General features: G+C 73.3%; 16 protein-coding genes and 3 pseudogenes. 8 read left to right on the forward strand and 11 right to left on the reverse strand.

The window, feature by feature from the left end:
• Positions 1 to 3: 3 nt before the first annotated feature.
• Positions 4 to 531, forward strand: coding sequence for a hypothetical protein (locus U6N30_RS16755; protein ID WP_324273138.1), 528 nt, complete (start codon positions 4 to 6; stop codon positions 529 to 531).
• A 47-nt stretch (positions 532 to 578) separates the two neighbouring features.
• The gene (locus tag U6N30_RS16760) at positions 579 to 1253 is read left to right on the forward strand and encodes a hemerythrin domain-containing protein (protein WP_324273139.1); all 675 of its coding nucleotides are present in this window, start codon (positions 579 to 581) and stop codon (positions 1251 to 1253) included.
• Here U6N30_RS16760 and U6N30_RS16765 read toward each other — a convergent pair whose 3' ends face one another.
• From U6N30_RS16765 to U6N30_RS16795, 7 genes are all read right to left on the reverse strand, one after another.
• The gene (locus U6N30_RS16765; RefSeq protein ID WP_324273140.1) at positions 1254 to 2372 is read right to left on the reverse strand and encodes a ferrochelatase; all 1119 of its coding nucleotides are present in this window, start codon (positions 2370 to 2372) and stop codon (positions 1254 to 1256) included.
• Between the two features lie 71 nt (positions 2373 to 2443).
• Complete coding sequence (gene fabI, locus U6N30_RS16770; RefSeq protein ID WP_324273141.1) at positions 2444 to 3205, reverse strand: enoyl-ACP reductase FabI; 762 nt, start codon at positions 3203 to 3205, stop codon at positions 2444 to 2446.
• Positions 3205 to 3909, reverse strand: a complete 705-nt coding sequence (locus U6N30_RS16775; RefSeq protein ID WP_324273142.1) for a beta-ketoacyl-ACP reductase — start codon at positions 3907 to 3909, stop codon at positions 3205 to 3207. The genes fabI and U6N30_RS16775 overlap by 1 nt, the downstream gene beginning before the upstream one ends.
• Positions 3910 to 4038: 129 nt before the next feature.
• Positions 4039 to 5133 (reverse strand): transglycosylase family protein, encoded by a 1095-nt coding sequence (locus U6N30_RS16780; RefSeq protein WP_324273143.1) that lies wholly within the window; start codon positions 5131 to 5133, stop codon positions 4039 to 4041.
• A 101-nt stretch (positions 5134 to 5234) separates the two neighbouring features.
• On the reverse strand, positions 5235 to 6380 hold the full coding sequence (locus U6N30_RS16785; RefSeq protein WP_324273144.1) for a 3-deoxy-7-phosphoheptulonate synthase: 1146 nt from the start codon (positions 6378 to 6380) through the stop codon (positions 5235 to 5237).
• 94 nt (positions 6381 to 6474) lie between these two features.
• The gene (locus U6N30_RS16790) at positions 6475 to 6954 is read right to left on the reverse strand and encodes a hypothetical protein (RefSeq protein WP_324273145.1); all 480 of its coding nucleotides are present in this window, start codon (positions 6952 to 6954) and stop codon (positions 6475 to 6477) included.
• The gene (locus U6N30_RS16795) at positions 6921 to 7721 is read right to left on the reverse strand and encodes an MFS transporter (protein WP_324273146.1); all 801 of its coding nucleotides are present in this window, start codon (positions 7719 to 7721) and stop codon (positions 6921 to 6923) included. The genes U6N30_RS16790 and U6N30_RS16795 overlap by 34 nt, the downstream gene beginning before the upstream one ends.
• 154 nt (positions 7722 to 7875) lie before the next feature.
• Between U6N30_RS16795 and U6N30_RS16800 the strand changes: the two genes are divergently transcribed.
• The 3 genes from U6N30_RS16800 to U6N30_RS16810 all read left to right on the forward strand — a co-directional run bounded on the left by U6N30_RS16800 (position 7876) and on the right by U6N30_RS16810 (position 9487).
• On the forward strand, positions 7876 to 8349 hold the full coding sequence (locus U6N30_RS16800; RefSeq protein WP_324273147.1) for a TetR family transcriptional regulator: 474 nt from the start codon (positions 7876 to 7878) through the stop codon (positions 8347 to 8349).
• A 201-nt stretch (positions 8350 to 8550) separates the two neighbouring features.
• Entirely contained in the window at positions 8551 to 9279 is a 729-nt protein-coding gene (locus tag U6N30_RS16805) for an ArsR/SmtB family transcription factor (protein ID WP_324273148.1), read from the forward strand.
• Between the two features lie 4 nt (positions 9280 to 9283).
• On the forward strand, positions 9284 to 9487 hold the full coding sequence (locus U6N30_RS16810) for a zinc-ribbon domain-containing protein (protein ID WP_324273149.1): 204 nt from the start codon (positions 9284 to 9286) through the stop codon (positions 9485 to 9487).
• On the opposite strand, the pseudogene serA reads toward U6N30_RS16810, so the two are convergent.
• Together serA and U6N30_RS34005 are read right to left on the reverse strand one after the other, a co-directional pair.
• Positions 9442 to 10700: pseudogene (serA, locus tag U6N30_RS16815) on the reverse strand (phosphoglycerate dehydrogenase). The gene U6N30_RS16810 and the pseudogene serA sit on opposite strands and share 46 nt — an antisense overlap.
• 133 nt (positions 10701 to 10833) lie before the next feature.
• Positions 10834 to 12023 (reverse strand): annotated as a pseudogene (locus U6N30_RS34005) (aminotransferase class V-fold PLP-dependent enzyme).
• Positions 12024 to 12543: 520 nt separating this feature from the next.
• Between U6N30_RS34005 and U6N30_RS16835 the strand changes: the two are divergent.
• Complete coding sequence (locus U6N30_RS16835; protein ID WP_479690513.1) at positions 12544 to 12915, forward strand: helix-turn-helix domain-containing protein; 372 nt, start codon at positions 12544 to 12546, stop codon at positions 12913 to 12915.
• A 48-nt stretch (positions 12916 to 12963) separates the two neighbouring features.
• Here the strand turns inward: U6N30_RS16835 and U6N30_RS16840 are convergent, their stop codons facing one another.
• Positions 12964 to 13530, reverse strand: a complete 567-nt coding sequence (locus U6N30_RS16840; protein ID WP_324273154.1) for a dihydrofolate reductase family protein — start codon at positions 13528 to 13530, stop codon at positions 12964 to 12966.
• A 106-nt stretch (positions 13531 to 13636) separates the two neighbouring features.
• Here U6N30_RS16840 and U6N30_RS34010 point away from each other — a divergent pair.
• Positions 13637 to 13819, forward strand: a pseudogene (locus U6N30_RS34010) (helix-turn-helix domain-containing protein); the annotation flags it as partial.
• On the forward strand, positions 13773 to 14255 hold the full coding sequence (locus U6N30_RS16845) for a TetR/AcrR family transcriptional regulator C-terminal domain-containing protein (protein ID WP_324273155.1): 483 nt from the start codon (positions 13773 to 13775) through the stop codon (positions 14253 to 14255). The pseudogene U6N30_RS34010 and the gene U6N30_RS16845, both read left to right, overlap by 47 nt.
• Before the next feature lie 118 nt (positions 14256 to 14373).
• On the opposite strand, the gene U6N30_RS16850 is transcribed toward U6N30_RS16845, so the two are convergent.
• Entirely contained in the window at positions 14374 to 15414 is a 1041-nt protein-coding gene (locus tag U6N30_RS16850) for an NAD(P)-dependent alcohol dehydrogenase (RefSeq protein WP_324273156.1), read from the reverse strand.
• Positions 15415 to 15517 lie beyond the last annotated feature (103 nt).

The following is a 15517-nucleotide window of genomic DNA, read 5'->3' on the forward strand; positions in this document are numbered from 1 at the left end:
CCGGTGGCCGGTGACGTCCGCGGGCTGCCGCGGGTGCCCGGCCTGGCCCCGCTCGCCCTGGAGTCCGGCCAGGCGGCGGTCGGCGAGCGGCTGGTGCTGGTGCCGGAGCCCCTCGGGCCGGAGGTGGTCCAGTGGACCGCCTTCCCGCTGGACGGCGTCCCGCCGTTGCCACCCGCCCCGGAGGGCAACCTGCGCGCCGTCTCCGGCGCACTGGACCTGGCCGTCGGCGACACCGCCCGCGCGCTGGCCGGCCTCGACCTCGCCCGCTGGAACCCCGAGGTGCCGACGCTGCTCGCCGGGCTGTCGAGGACGACGGCCGCGCCCGGGCTGCCGCCCGACCACGATCCTCTCGCGCTCTCGGTGCTCGGCCGGGCGCAGCGGCTGGGCGCGGTGCTCGACCTCGCGATGGCCGACGCCCCCGGTGCCGCCGTCACCCGGACCCAGGCGGCCGCCCGGGACGATGCCCTGCGGCCGCTGGCGCGAGCCGTGCGCGAGGCCACGGAGGCCGCGTTCAACGCCGTTCCGCGATAGGCCGCGCATCGTTACCGTCGTCGGCCATGACAGCGCCGAACCTCACGATGAACCGCGTCATCCACGGCGCCGTGCGCCGCGACCTGGACCGACTGGCGACCGCGCTCGGGCAGCTCGAGGACGGCGACACGACCCGCGCCCAGGCGCTCGAGCGCGGCTACGCGAATCTCCGCACCCAGCTGACCCACCACCACGAGGGCGAGGACACCTACATCTGGCCGATGCTGGCGAAGATCGGCGTCGACCAGGGCCTGCTGGACGCCATGGAGAGCGAGCACCACGCCATGGCCGAGGCGCTGGCCGAGACCGCCGGGGCGATGACCACCGTCGCGCGGAGCGGGTCGGCCGCCGATGCCGCGGCCGCCCGGGGCAGCGTCGTCCGCACGCAGGAGGTCGTGGAGCGCCACCTCCAGCACGAGGAGACCGAGCTGGAGCCGCAGCTCGCGCCGCACGTCGAGTCGCCCGAGTGGAAGGCCGTCGAGAGGAAGCTGAGCCGCCAGCCCCCGGGGGTGGCCGGCCGGTTCTTCGCCTGGCTGACCGACGGGATGAGCGACGAGCACCGCGCCTTCCTGAAGCAGACGGTCCCCTCCCCGTGGTCACCGTGCTGGCGAGGACCTTCGGTCGCAGCTACTACAAGGACGTCGCCCCCACGTGGCGCCCCCGGCGAGTTGATCATCGGGTGGCTGCACCCGCCAGCGGGTCGGACAGCCACCCGCCGATGATCAACTCTGTGCGGGGCGCTGCACGAAACAGCAGGACGCGGGGCAGTTGGTGCCCAGGCGCGGGAGCCCACCAGCGCGGCGCTCCTCCAGCAGCATCCGGATCGACTCGACGAACGCCGGGTGGATCCCCGCCGTCTCCGCGCGCGCGAACGCCAGCCCCGCCTCCTCCGCGGTCTCCCTCGCCTCGTTGTCCAGATCCCAGATGACCTCGAGGTGGTCGCTGATGAACCCGACGGGGAAGAGGACGACGGCGGTCTCGCCGGCGGCGGCGAGAGCGCGCAGGTGGTCGTTGACGTCCGGCTCGAGCCACGGCACCGACGGCGGGCCGCTGCGGCTCTGCCACACCAGGTCGAACGGCCGGCCCGGCGCGGCCTCGGCGACCACGCGCTCTGCGGCGGCCAGCAGCTCGGCCTCGTAGGCGCCGCCGTCCGGCCCGGCGACCGCGGCCATGGCGTTCGGGATGCTGTGCGCCGTCGCGACGAGTCGGGCGGTGCCGCGGGCGTCCTCCGGCAGCGAGGCGAGCGCCGCGGCCAGGGCATCTGCGTTGGCCTGCACGAAGCCCGGGGTGTCGTAGTAGTGCGGCAGCTTCTCCGCCGTCGGGCCTCCACCGTGGGAGACCCGGGCCCGCGCCACGTCCTCGTGGTATTGCCGGCAGCCGGAGAACGAGGCGTAGGCCGACGTCGGGAAGACGTAGACGTGGTCGATGCCGTCCTCGGCCATCCGTGCCCACGTGTCCTCGACGTAGGGCGCCCAGTTGCGGTTGCCCCAGTAGACCGGCAGGTCGATGCCGGCCGACGCGAGCTCCTTCTCGACCGCGGAGATCAGCGCCTTGTTCTGGTCGTTGATCGGGCTGACCCCGCCGAAGTGGTGGTAGTGCTCGGCGACCTCCTCGAGCCGCTCGCGCGGGATGCCGCGGCCGCGGGTGACGTTCTCGAGGAACGGCATGACGTCGTCGTGCCCCTCGGGGCCCCCGAAGGAGAGCACGAGCAGCGCATCACGGCGACCGGACGGGGCGGGGTCGCTGGACGGCTCGACCCCGCCGTTGTTGCGGACGGCGAGCGACGGGTCCTCGTCGGGCCGCTGACCTGCGGGGGTTATGTCGACGGTTGCGCGGGGCACGGTGGTTCTTCTTCCTCAGGGGTCGGACGGGGGAACACGCCGACGGCGTGGCGCTACGACCCTTCACACGCCTACGGCGTGGAAGCCCCGTCGACGTGCACGATCTCGCCGGTGGTGGCGGGGAACCAGTCGGACAGCAGGGCGACGACGGCCTTGCCCGCGGGCTCGGTGTCGGTGACCGACCAGCCGAGCGGGGCGCGGCCCTCCCAGGCCTCCTCGAACTGCGCGCTGCCCGGGATCGACTTCATGGCCATGCTGCGCAGCGGGCCGGCAGCGACGATGTTGGACCGCACGCCGTCGGAACCGAGCTCCCGGGCGACGTAGCGCGAGGTGGACTCCAGCGCCGCCTTGGCCGCACCCATCCAGCCGTAGACCGGCCAGGCGACGGAGGCGTCGAACGTGAGCCCGACGACCGAGGACGGGTTCGCCAGCAGCGGCCGGCAGGCCTGGGTGAGCGAGGCGTAGGACCAGGCCGACACCTGGAACGCCGTCGCGGCGTGCTCCCAGGCGACCTCGGGGAAGCCGTCCCCCATCGCCTCCTGCGGCGCGAAGCCGATGGAGTGGACGACGCCCTCCAGGGAGTCGAAGCCCTGCTCGCGCAGCCGGTCGGCCAGCGACGACAGGTGCTCGGTGTTCGTGACGTCCAGCTCGACGACCGCGGCTTCCTGCGGGAGGCGCTTGGCGATCCGCTGGCACAGCGACAGGGCCCGCCCGAAGTTGGACAGGACGACGGTGGCGCCCTGCTCCTGCGCCAGCCGGGCGGTCGCGAAGGCGATGGACGCCTCCGTGAGGACCCCGGTGATCAGGACCTTCTTGCCCTCGAGAATGCCCATCAGTGCCCCATCCCCAGTCCGCCGTCGACCGGGACGACGGCCCCGGTGATGTAGCCCGCCGCGTCACCGGCCAGGAAGCGCACGACGCCGGCGATCTCGGAGGCATCGGCGTACCGGCCGAGCGGCACCTGCCCCAGGATCTCCTGCTGCCGCTTCTCGGGCAGCTCCGCGGTCATGTCCGTCTCGACGAAGCCGGGGGCCACGACGTTCGCGGTGATGCCCCGGCTGCCGAGCTCGCGGGCGATCGACCGCGCGAGGCCGACCAGCCCGGCCTTCGACGCCGCGTAGTTCGTCTGGCCGGCCGAGCCGAGCAGGCCGACGACGGAGGACACGAAGATCATCCGGCCGCCGCGGGCGCGGACCATCTTGGCGCTGGCCCGCTTGGCCACCCGGTAGGCCGCGGTGAGGTTGGCGTCGAGGACGTCGGTGAAGTCGTCCTCCTTCATCCGCATGAGAAGGCCGTCGCGGGTGATGCCGGCGTTGCTCACCAGGACCTCGACCGGGCCCTGGTGCCCCTCGACCTCGCTGAACGCGCGGTCGACGTCCTCGGCGCTGGTGACGTCGCACTGGACGCCGAAGAGACCCTCGGGGGCGCCGCTGCCGCGGTGCGTCACCGCCACCGAGTCGCCCTGCTCGGCGAAGGCTCGGGCGATCGCCAGCCCGATGCCTCGATTGCCGCCGGTCACCAGCACCGATCTGCCCACGTGCCACTCCCTGCGACGACCGCTGTGTCGGTTCCCGAACCTAGTCGGTGGTCGCAGGTCGCACCGCCTACCGGCCAGTACAGCCGGAGATCATGATCACGACCAGCCGCTCGTCCGCTCGTCCGGCGGTCAGAGGTTGCGGCCGCAGGTGGGCCAGGCGCCGCGACCCTGGACGGCCAGGACCTTCTCCGCGACGGCGATCTGCTGGCTCTTGCTGGCCAGATCGGCCCGCGGCGCGTAGTCCCCGCCCCCGAAGCCCAGCCAGGTCGAGGGGCTGAACTGCAGGCCGCCGTAGTAGCCGTTGCCGGTGTTGATGCTCCAGTTGCCGCCGGACTCGCACTGCGCGACGGCGTCCCAGTCGTTCCCGGCCGGTGCCGGTGCCGGTGCCGGAGGCGGAGTCGGCGCAGGACCGCCGCCGGACGGGACGCTGGGCGTCGCGGGCACCGGCGCGGGCGCGGGACGCGAGGCGGCAGCCTGCTGGGCCTGCAGGTCGACCAGCGCGTTCCGTGCCGCGGCGAGCTGGCCCTGCATCACGGTCTGCGTCGTCCGAAGGTCGGTGACCTGCCGCGCCGCGGCGACCTGGGCCACCTCGGCCGACCGCAGGGCGGTCCGGGCGGACTGCTGCAGCCGCTCGGCCTCGGTCACCGCCTCCTGCGCCACGGCGCGCGCCTCGGCAGCGCGGCCCTGGGCCGCCGAGACGACGCTGAGGACGGTGGACCGGTGATCACCGGCGGCGTCGAGGAGAGCAGCCCGCTCCATCGCCTGCGCGGGGCTGCCCGAGGTCAGCAGCCCCTCCAGGAGGGGTGACGTCGATCCGCTCATGTAGCTCTCGCGGGCGAAGCCGGCGACGGCGCTCCGCGCCTCGGCCAGCTCGGCCTCCGCGTCCTGCGCGGCCTGGTCGGCGCGCCGCGCGTCGGCACGGGCACGCTCGGCGGCCTGCTCCTGCGCGGTGACCTCGCCCAGGGCGCGCGTCACCCGGGCGTTCGCGTCGTCCAGGGCGCTCTGGGCGGCCCCGAGCTGCTCCAGCAGCCGTCCCACCTCGGCGGCGGCGACGTCAGCGTCCTGCGCCGCGGCGGCGACCTGGCCCCCGGAGGGGCTGCCCGGCGCGGCGGACGCGGTTCCGGAGGCGCCCCCGAGGACGACGGCGACGGCGGCCCCGACGGCGGTCAGCCGGCCCGCCATGCGCCGGGCACGCCCGCACCCCGATCCGATCGTGCCCGCCACCGTCTGCCTCCCGTCGTCCACCGGCTGCTCTCCTACCTCCATCGACCCGTCCGCACCGCTCCTTGAGAGCCCGATCGCCGGCCGGGCGCGGGCGCCGGTCCTCACGAGCGACGGCGCCGTGCGGCCTCGGCGAGCTCCGCGAGCAGCAGCTCCGTCGTCGGCAGGTCGACGCAGGCGTCGGTGACGCTCTTCCCGTACTCCAGCGATCCGGGGTCGCGGCGGTCCAGTTCCTGCCGGCCGGCGACGAGGTTGCTCTCCACCATCACCCCACGGATCGCGCTCTCCCCACCGGCGATCTGCCCGGCGAGGTCGCGGACCACCTCGATCTGGCGGAGGTGGTTCTTCTGGCTGTTGCCGTGGGAGGCGTCGACCACGACGACCTCCGGCAGGCCCCGCGCCGACAGCCGGGCCCTGGTGTCGGCGATGTGGGCCGCGGAGTAGTTGGGGCCGTCCTTGTCGCCCCGCAGGATGACGTGGCCGGTGTCGTTGCCGGTCGTCGAGAGCTGGGCGCTCACGCCGTGGTGGTCGACGCCCAGGAACTCGTGCGGCGCCCGCGCGGTCATGACGGCCTGGATGGCGGCGTCGATGCTGCCCTCCGGGGAGTTCTTGAAGCCGACGACGGAGGAGAACCCGGACACCCGCTCCCGGGCGGTCTGGTCGGTGACGTTGCGCGCGCCGACGCCGTTGTAGGTGATCAGCCCGTCGACGTACTGCGGCGTGAGCGCATTGAGCGGCTCGGCCGCGACCGGGACGCCCAGCTCGGTGATGCGGCACATCAGCATCCGCGTGGCGACCAGCCCGACGCTGATGCGGCTGGAGCCGTCGAGGAACGGGTCGTAGGCGAAGCCCTTCCAATCCACCTCGGTACGCGGCTTCTCGGTGTAGGTCCGCATGAGGATCTCGAGGTCGGCGCCGTGCCGCTCGCGCATGCGGGCGAGGAACCCGGCGTACTCGACGGCGGCCACCGGGTCGTGGATGGAGCACGGGCCGGCGATGACGGCGAGGCGGTCGTCGGCGCCGGTGACGATGTCGGTGACCGCACGGCGCCCGGCGCGAGTGGTGGCGGCGGACGCGGCGGGGAGCGGGACCACGGTGGCGACGGCGGCCGGCGTGACGACGACGCTCAGGCCGGTGATGCGGGCGTTCACCAGCGTGGTGAGGTCGGCGTCCCCGGCCGGTTCGAGGCCCAGGCGGCGCTGCACGTCGGGCAGCAGGTCGGCCAGCGTCGCGTCGATCTGCCCGTTCACCCGCGTCTGGACCTCGATCAGCAGATCCGCGATCCGCGTCGCGTCGTCCAGGATCCGGTCAGCCGGAATGGGAGCCTCCTCCGTCGTCCACGTCTCAGCGGGGCGTGCGCCCCGGCCGACCCCCACAGCCGACCACAGGCAGTGTGCCGCTGCTGCGCCGGGCGGCAGCCGACCGGGCGTTCCGGGGCTCGGCCCCGGCGGCCGAGACGACCAGGAGCGCGCCCGCGGCGAGGAAGGCCGTGGGTGCGCCGGTGGTCTCGGCGACCACGCCGAGCAGGACCGAGCCGACGGCCTGACCGACCGTCAGCCCGATGAACAGGACCGCCGCCGCGGCCGCCGCGGCGGCTGGGGCCCGCTCCGCGCCCCAGGCGATCAGGACGCCGCTGAGCGCGACGAACGCGCTGCCGAAGCACACGAGGGCGAGGGCGGCGGGCACCACGGCACCGGGCCACGCGCCCAGCGCCGTGGTGCCCGCGGCCGCCGCCAGGACGGTGATCGTCCAGGCCGCGCGCAGGCCCACCTGCCGGACCAGCACCCCGCTCAGCCCGCCCACCAGGCCGGCGGCCCCGAGCACGCACCAGAGCAGCCCGGTGACCGCCGGGGAAGTCCACCGTCGGCGGTCATCAGGTCGCGGGCGAAGGTCCACACGCCGGCGCAGCCGCCGCCGGCCAGCAGCGCGGCGACCAGCGGCCGGGCGAGCCGCCGGATCTGTCGCCGGCCGCTCGGACGGTCCGGGGCGGCCGGCCCGTCCGCTGCCGGGTTCCACCGGGCCCGGCGGTCCGCCCACGAGGTGACCAGCACCGCCGCGACGGCGAAACCCGCCCACGACCAGCGCCAGGCCCCGGGGACCGCGAGCACCAGGAGGCCGCCGACCACCACTCCGGCGCCGGTTCCGGAGTTCACCAGACCTTGGGCCCGCGGCTGATCCGGGTCGCGAACCGAGCCGGCGACGGCGGCGACCAGTGCCGGCGTGGCCGCCCCGGCGCCGCTGCCGGCGACGAGGGCACCGACGGCCAGCGACGCTCCGTTCCAGGACGCGGCCACCAGCAGCGATCCGAGGGCGGCGCTGCCTCCGGCCGCCCACAGGGCCTGCCGGGCCCGTCCGCGACCGACCAGGCCGCTCGCGACGACCGCGGCACCGCAGTAGCCGACGTAGCCGCCTGCCGCGATGGCGCCGGCGGTGCCGGCGGAGAGCCCGAAGGCCGCGCGGAACTGCGGGAGATACAGACCGTAGCCGTAGCGGGCCAAGCCGTAGGTGACGGCGATGACGGCCAGCCCGGAGACGACGAGGCCTCCACCCTGCGCGGCTCTTCGCGAGCGACGTAACGATCGTTTCGGCATAACGATCGTTACAGTAGAATCATGACCACGGGTACGGCCAGTCGGCCGGCACGCGAGCGACTGCTGGCGGCGGCGGGCGAGCTCTTCTACGAGGGGGCATCGCGGCCACCGGGGTGGATGCGGTGCTGAGGCGCGCCGGCGTCTCCCCGCGACGATGTACGCACACTTTGCCGGCAAGGACTCCCTGGTGGCCGCCTATCTCGAGCAGCGCCACGAGGCGTGGCGGCAGACGTGGGACGAGGTCCTGGCCGAGCGGGACGACCCGGTCGACCGGCTGCTGTCGCTCTTCGACGCGATCTCCCGGTACCGCGCGCGGGAGGCAAACCGGCGGGGATGCGCCTTCCTGGCGGCGGCCACCGAGCTGACGCCCGCCCATCCCGGGCACCGATGGCTGGACGCGGACACGCGGCTGCTCGTGGACCGGCTGCGCGACCTGGCTTCCGCCGCCGGCCTCGAGGACCGCGACGACGCCGCCGCCACGCTCCTGCTGTTCTACGACGGCGCCCTGAACCGCCTGGCCCGGGCCGCCACGACCCCCGACCTGCCCGGCGACGACCCGGTGGCCCGGGCCCGCGACCTGGCCGCGACCTGGGTCGCCGGGCGGCTGTCCGGCTCGCGGCAGCGCTGATCGGGCAGGCGGAGCGCCTCCGGACGATGCGCGCGGCGAACAGGGTTGCAACATGCAGGCTTTTGCCTGCATGATTGCCGGCGTGCCCGGGAGCCTCGATCTCGTCTTCAAGGCACTGGCCGACCCGACGCGACGCCAGCTGCTGGACCGGCTGCACGCCAGGAACGGCCAGACGCTCGGCGAGCTCTGCAGCTCTTCGCCATGGCCCGCCAGTCGGCGTCCCAGCACCTCGCCCTCCTGGAGGCGGCGAACCTGGTCAGCACCGTCTGGCACGGCCGGGAGAAGTTGCACTACCTCAATCCCGTTCCGCTGCACGAGGTGCAGGAGCGGTGGATGTCCACGTTCGAGATCCCCCGGTTGCGCGCGCTCAGCGCCGTCCGGCAGTCAGCAGAGGAGCAGGCCATGTCCCATCCGCCCACCTACGTCTACGTCACCTACATCAGGGCGAGCCCCGAGCAGGTGTGGACGGCGCTGACCGACGCCGACCTCACCGCCCGCTACTGGGGGCACCGCAACGAGTCCGACTGGCAGGACGGCTCGACCTGGGAGCACGTGCGGACCGACGGCTCCGGGATCTCCGACATCACCGGCACCGTGCTCGAGGTCCGTCCGCCAGAGCACCTCGTGGTCACGTTCCCCGGCTCGGACGAGCAGCGGAACGGAACGCCGTCGCGGGTCACGTTCACCATCGAGCCGCACCAGGACATCGTGCGGCTCACCGTGCGGCACGAGGACATCCCGACGGCGGCCGATCTCGAGGCGCTGTCCGCCGGCTGGCCGGCCGTGCTGGCCAACCTCAAGTCGCTGCTGGAGACCGGCGACGTCCTCCCCCAGGCCCCTGGGAGATGCACGCCGAGCTGCGGGAGGCGCAGATGGCGCACGACGACTGAACCGAGCGCGGGCGGTGCGGGGTCGCGGTCCCTAGGCTGACGTGGTGTTCCTCCTCGTCGGCTTCGGCACCAAGCAGCAGCACCTCGGCCCCGGCGAGGTGCGGACCTGCCCGAACTGCCAGAACACCTCGCAGTGGGCGCGGGTACGGCAGTTCCGGCAGTTCACGCTGTTCTTCGTGCCGCTCGCCCGGTGGAAGCGCCGTCAGCTCGAGATCTGCGGCATCTGCGGCGCCGCCGTCGAGGTCTGAGACCGCCGCTCAGCCGCGCGGGGGAACGTCGTGAGGCGGACGGTCTCGGGCATGGCCCGCAGCGCCGCCAGCAGCGCCGGAGGCAGTTCGCCGTTGACGTCGGTCACCACGTAGCCGAGCTGTCCACGAGTGGCCAGCACCTGACCGTCCACGTTCAGGCCGTGCTCGCCGACCAGGGCATCGGCGCGGGCCAGGACGCCGGGCACGTTGTGGTGCAGCAGCGCGAACCGGGCCACGGAGGAGCCGTGCAGGGCCACGGCGGGCAGGTTCACGCTGAGCGTCGTCGTCCCGGTGCCGGAGTGGTCGACGAGCTTGCCGGCGACGAACCGCCCGATGTCGTACTGCGCCTCCTGGGTCGACCCACCGACGTGCGGGGTGAGGATGACGTTCGGCAGGCCGCGCAGCACGGAGCTGAACTCGTCGCCCTGCGTCTTCGGCTCGTCGGGGAACACGTCGACGGCGGCGCCGGCGATGTGGCCGCTGAGGATGTGGTCGCGCAGCGCCTCGTGGTCGACGACGAACCCGCGGGAGAGGTTGAGGAAGAGGCTGCGGCTCCGCATGCGGGCGAACTGCTCCGCGCCGAACAGCCCGGCGTTGCCGCCCCGGCCGTCGACGTGCAACGTGACCGTCTCCGCGCGCTCGAGCAGTTCCTCCAGCGTGCTGCAGGCCTCGGCGTTGCCCAGGGCGAGCTTGTCCTCCAGGTCGTAGAACAGCACCCGCATGCCCAGGGACTCGGCCAGCACCGACAGCTGGCTGCCGATGTTGCCGTAGCCGACGATGCCGAGCGTCCGCCCCCGGATCTCATGGCTGCCGGTCGCCGATTTGTCCCAGATCCCGGCGTGCAGCGAGCGGTCCCGGTCGGTCAGCCGTCGGGCCAGGCTGATGATCTCCGCGATCGCCAGTTCGACGACGCTGCGGGTGTTCGAGTAGGGCGCGTTGAACACCGCCACCCCGCCGCGGCGGCCGCGGCGAGGTCGATCTGATTGGTCCCGATGCAGAAGGCGCCGACGGCGGCCAGCTCCGGACGGGCCGCCAGCACGTCCGCCGTCATCTGCGTCTTCGACCGGATGCCGAGCAGGTGGACGCCGTCCAGCGCCGCGGTCAGGTCGGCCTGGTCGAGCGCACCGTGCCGCGACTCGACCTCGTATCCCCCTGAGGTCAGGAGCTCGACCGCCACCGGGTCGATGTTCTCCAGCAGCAGAGCTCTGGGCATGTCGGGTCCGTCTCCCTCGAGTAGCGCGTCGCGGCCATCCTCTCAGCCGTGGCCGTGGCCCCGACCGGGAGAGGTGGCAGCCGCGACTCAGCTGCCCGACCAGGCGTGGGAGGAAGCCGGGGATCCGGAGTCGCTACGAGGGACCGGTGATGGCGCGCAGGGCTTCTCCCAGGACGGCGACGTCCGCCAGTCGCGTGGCCGAGCTGCAGCTCACGCGCACGGCGCCCGGGAGCCTGTCCTGACGGTTCGCCCGAGCGTCGGCGTGGAACCGCTCGACCTCGCTCGGGGACAGCGCGAGCAGCCGGCTCAGGTAGGGGTGGGCGCAGAAGCACCCGCTGCGTACGCCGATGCCGTACTGGGCCAACCGGGCAGCGACCTCGCCATGGGGCATCCCGTCGACGACGAAGGCGGCCACGGGGAGCCGGTCGCCGACCACGGGTCCCAGACGACGCAGGCCCGCAACCGTGGCGAGCTCGTCGTCCAGCGCCCGCACGAGCGCCTCCTCGTGGACCCGGTCCCGCCCGCGACCGGCGAGCAGTTCCTCGGCCGCGGCGGCGAGAGCGACGACGCCGACGACGTTGGGCGAGCCGGCGTCGTCCCGATCAGGGGTGTCGGCCCAGATGACCTCGTCGTAGGACACCGCCTTCACCGACCCGCCCCCACGAGGAAGGGCTCTCCGTGGGCGAGCAGCCGTCGGGCCACGACCAGGCCTCCCGCGCCGAAGGGCGCGAACATCTTGTGACCGGACCAGGCCAGCACGTCGATCCCGAGCGCCGCCATGTCGACCTGACGGTGCGGCACCAGCTGCGCCCCGTCGACCACCACCAGCACACCGCGCTCCCGGGCCGCCGCCGCGAGCGCAGCGAGGTCGGGCAGCCAGCCGGTGACGTTGGAAGCCCCGGACACCGCCAGCACGCGCGGCGTGGGCCGCTCGTCGAGGGCGGCGACCACGGCGGCCACGTCGAAGGTCCCGGATCGATCGACGTCGACGACCCGCACCCGCGCGTTCCGCCGCCAGGGCAGCAGGTTCGCATGGTGCTCGATGGCGGTGGTGACGACGACGTCGTCCCTGGTCAGTCCCAACCGGAAGGCGATCAGGTTGAGGCCCTCGGTGGTGTTCCTCGGGAACAGGGCGACGTGCGTCGCCGGATCGGCTCCCACGAACCGGACGAGGGTCTCACGAGCCTCCTCGTACCGGGCGCTGGAGAACTGCGACTTCGCACCGGCTCCCCGGTGGACGCTGGAGTACCACGGCAGGAAGTCCTGCACGGCACGCACGACCGCCTCCGACGCCGACGTGGTGGCTGCGGCGTCGAGGTCCACGTAGCGACGCGGCTCCCTCCGACGGAGACGAGCAGGTCGGCACCGATGAGGTGGTCCTGCCGAGGCAGGATTCCCGTTCCGAACAAGGACGTCATTGCCATCAGGCTCCCGTCATGACCCCGTCGAGCAGCTGGGCCCCGCTCGGGAGCCAGCCTCCCACCGGCGGTGGCCGACGACGGCCGCATCCGATCACGCCGTCGTCGGGTGGGAGGGTCGACATGCGGGCGGAAATACGTCCGCGGCGCCGATCGGTGACCGCCCGCCACCACCGCGGGACCTGTGGCCGGCCGTCGATGACGACGAGGGCTCCGCGCCGTCGGCGGGTCGCCGCCCGCGCCACGCGCGCCTCGCCGGTCCCGGGCGCACGGTCAACATGTGACGAACCGGACCGGTCCGTCTCGTCTTCGATCCCCTCGCGCACCCGGCCACATGCCCCTACTCTCGGTGACAGCACGGGCGCTCAACGTTGCCGACGACGAGCCGGCTTCGCGACCCGAGAACCACCACCGAGGAGATCGACGTGTCCCTGCCCCAGCGCTCCGCCGCTCCCGCCCTTCCTCGCCCGGCCGCCTACGGCCAGCGTTCCACGACCCGGTTCGCCGCACCCGGCCCGGTCCCGACGGTCCGGCACTCCATGGGCGCGCACCCCATGGCCGCCCGCCCGCTGACCGGTTCCGCACCGGCGGCCGCTCCGGAGCGGCCGGCTCCCCGTGCGGCCGTCTCCTTCCTGACCGTGACCGAGGTCGCGGCGATCATGCGGGTCTCGAAGATGACCGTGTACCGCCTGGTGCACGGCGGGGAGCTGGCCGCTGTCCGTGTCGGCCGGTCCTTCCGGGTTCCTCAGCCGGCTGTGCGCGACTACCTGGCCGGCGCCCGCACCGACGTCGCCTGACGACCCGGCCATCCACCCGGCCCGCGCTCGCGCGCAGGGTCGGAGGTCTCAGCCGCCGGTCCGGCCGACCGCTCGGTAGCGGAGGTTGATCTCCTCGACCGGGTCTCCGTTCACGAACTCCAGTGGCACCGGGGACCCGCCCGGGTTGTCGTACAGCCGCACGCCGTCGCCGAGCAGCACGGGCAGGACGTGCACATCGATCTCGTCGAGCAGGCCGCGTTCGAGGAGCTGTCGGCCGATGGTCGGGGACAAGACCTCGACGTTCTTGCCTCCCGCGGCGCGCCGGGCGATCTGCACGGCCTCGGCGACGTCACAGTCGAGGAAGGTCACCCCGTCGGCGGGCTCGGCGTCCTCGGGGTGGTGGGTGAGCACGAAGACGGGCCCGCTCCACGCACCGCCGTACACGGCGCCTGCATGCGGGAACGCATCCCATCCGTCGCGTCCCCCGAGGACGGCCCCGGTCGTCCGGACGTACTCCTCGATCAGCCCCGGGCGATTGGTCGCCGCGGGCATCCAGTCCATGCCGTGACCGGGGCCGGCGACGAACCCGTCGAGCGACATCGAGAAGTGCCACAGCACCGTGCCTGCGGCCGTTCGGGGAGTCGTGTCGCGCATGAGGTCCACCCTTCGCTGAGGTGTGAGTCGATCGACTCACCTCTGCGACGCTAGGGGCGCATGCGTGGTGAGTCAAGCGTCTCACCTCTGTGTCAGACTGGCAGGCATGTCCCGCGAGCTCACCGAGTACCACCAGCGCGTGGCCGACGAGAATCGCGCAGCCATTCTCGCCGCCGCCGAAGGCCTGTTCCTCGAGAGCGGTTACGACAGGACGTCGCTCGCCCGCGTCGCCGAGAGCGCGGGTGTGTCCAAGGCGACGCTGTTCAAGCAGTTCCCCACGAAGGCCCTGCTCTTCGAGGCGACCGTTCTGGCAGTGGGCCAGACCCCGGGGGAACTGTCGCCGTCCCCCGACCGGCGACTTCCACGCCGGCCTCGCGGCGTTGGGCCGGGAGTACGCGGAGGTGCTGAGGCAGCCGCGGACTGCCGATCTGATCCGGCTCGTGATCGCCGAGGCACCCCGCTTCCCCGAGCTGCGTGAACGGACCTTCGACTTCGGGACACTGCCCGCCCTCGCCGCCCTCGGTCGCTACCTCCGAGCCGAGCAGGACGCCGGACTGGTGACGATCGATTCTCCCGAGACCGCCTCCGCCCAGTTCCTCGGCATGATCGCGACCGCGATCTTCTGGCCCCGGCTGGTCCACGCCACCTGGTCCATCACGGAGGAAGAAGAACGCCGAGCGGTCGAGGAGGCCGTGCTGACGATGGTCGCGCGCTACAGCGCCTAGGCGACCCCTGCCAGACCTGCCTGTTGCGCCGGCCGCGTCCGGTGAACACCTCGGCCGGGCCGGTCGGCTCTGCAAGGGTGCGGGGCTGGGAGTCAGCCCGTCCGGTCCGCCATCGACGTCACCGCAGGGTGGCCGCGTCGATGACGAACCGGTAGCGGACGTCGGAGGCCAGCACGCGCTCGTAGGCCTCGTTGACCCGCTCGGCCGCGATGACCTCGACCTCGGCACCGATCCCGTGCTGGGCACAGAAGTCGAGCATCTCCTGGGTCTCGGCGATCCCGCCGATCATCGAGCCGGCATACGTGCGACGCCCGCCGATCAGCGACATGACGTCGAGGCTCAGCGGCTCGGCCGGAGCGCCGACGTTGACCAGCGCGCCGTCCACCGCCAGCAGCGACAGGTACGCGTCGACGTCGATGACCGCGCTGACGGTGTTGAGCACGAGGTCGAACCGCCCCGCCAGTTCCGTGAACGTGCCCGGGTCGTTGGTCGCGAAGTAGGCGTCGGCGCCCAGCCGCAGGCCGTCCTCCTGCTTCTTCAACGACTGCGACAGCACCGTCACCTCGGCGCCCATGGCGTGGGCGATCCTGACGGCCATGTGCCCCAGGCCGCCCAGGCCGACGACGGCGACGCGCTTGCCGGGGCCGGCACCCCAGCGGCGCAGCGGAGAATAGGTCGTGATGCCGGCGCACAGCAGCGGCGCGGCGGCGGCCGGGTCGATGCCATCAGGCACGCGGAGGACGTAGCCGGCGTCGACGACGACGTGGGTGGAGTAGCCGCCCTGGGTCGTGCTGCCGTCGCGGTCGGTGCCGGCGTACGTGGCGACCATGCCGTCGAGGCAGTACTGCTCGTCGCCGGCCCGGCAGTTTGCGCACTCGCCGCAGGAGTTGACCATGCAACCGACGCCGACGCGGTCCCCGACGCGGTGGCGGGTGACGTCGGGGCCGACCTCGGTGACGACCCCCACGATCTCGTGACCGGGGACGACCGGGAACGGCTGCGGCCCCCAGTCGCCGCTGACGGTGTGGATGTCGGAGTGGCAGATGCCGGCGTACTCGATCTCGATGAGGACGTCGTTCGAGCCGACCGGGCGGCGCTCGATGGTGGTGGCAGCCAAGGGCTGGCCGGCGGCAGGGGCGGCGTAGGCGTTGACGCGCATGGGGTGCTCCTCGCGAGGTGGTGTGGACGGGGCGTCGGACTCCACGGAACGCCTCTGGGCCCTCGCGTGGGAGGGCGGGTTTGTGGGAGGTAGAAGCTCGACC

It is taken from the genome of Blastococcus brunescens (assembly GCF_035320885.1).
Classification (GTDB): Bacteria; Actinomycetota; Actinomycetes; order Mycobacteriales; family Geodermatophilaceae; genus Blastococcus_B; species Blastococcus_B brunescens.

What these genes read in the sequence shown, in the direction of transcription:
- U6N30_RS16760 (WP_324273139.1), top strand. Translation starts at nt 579, where the DNA reads ATGAACCGCGTCATCCACGGCGCCGTGCGCCGCGACCTGGACCGACTG.
- fabI (WP_324273141.1), bottom strand. Translation starts at nt 3,205, where the DNA reads ATGGGCATTCTCGAGGGCAAGAAGGTCCTGATCACCGGGGTCCTCACG.
- U6N30_RS16795 (WP_324273146.1), bottom strand. Translation starts at nt 7,721, where the DNA reads ATGCCGAAACGATCGTTACGTCGCTCGCGAAGAGCCGCGCAGGGTGGA.
- U6N30_RS16800 (WP_324273147.1), top strand. Translation starts at nt 7,876, where the DNA reads ATGTACGCACACTTTGCCGGCAAGGACTCCCTGGTGGCCGCCTATCTC.
- U6N30_RS16805 (WP_324273148.1), top strand. Translation starts at nt 8,551, where the DNA reads ATGGCCCGCCAGTCGGCGTCCCAGCACCTCGCCCTCCTGGAGGCGGCG.
- U6N30_RS16840 (WP_324273154.1), bottom strand. Translation starts at nt 13,530, where the DNA reads ATGCGCGACACGACTCCCCGAACGGCCGCAGGCACGGTGCTGTGGCAC.
- U6N30_RS16850 (WP_324273156.1), bottom strand. Translation starts at nt 15,414, where the DNA reads ATGCGCGTCAACGCCTACGCCGCCCCTGCCGCCGGCCAGCCCTTGGCT.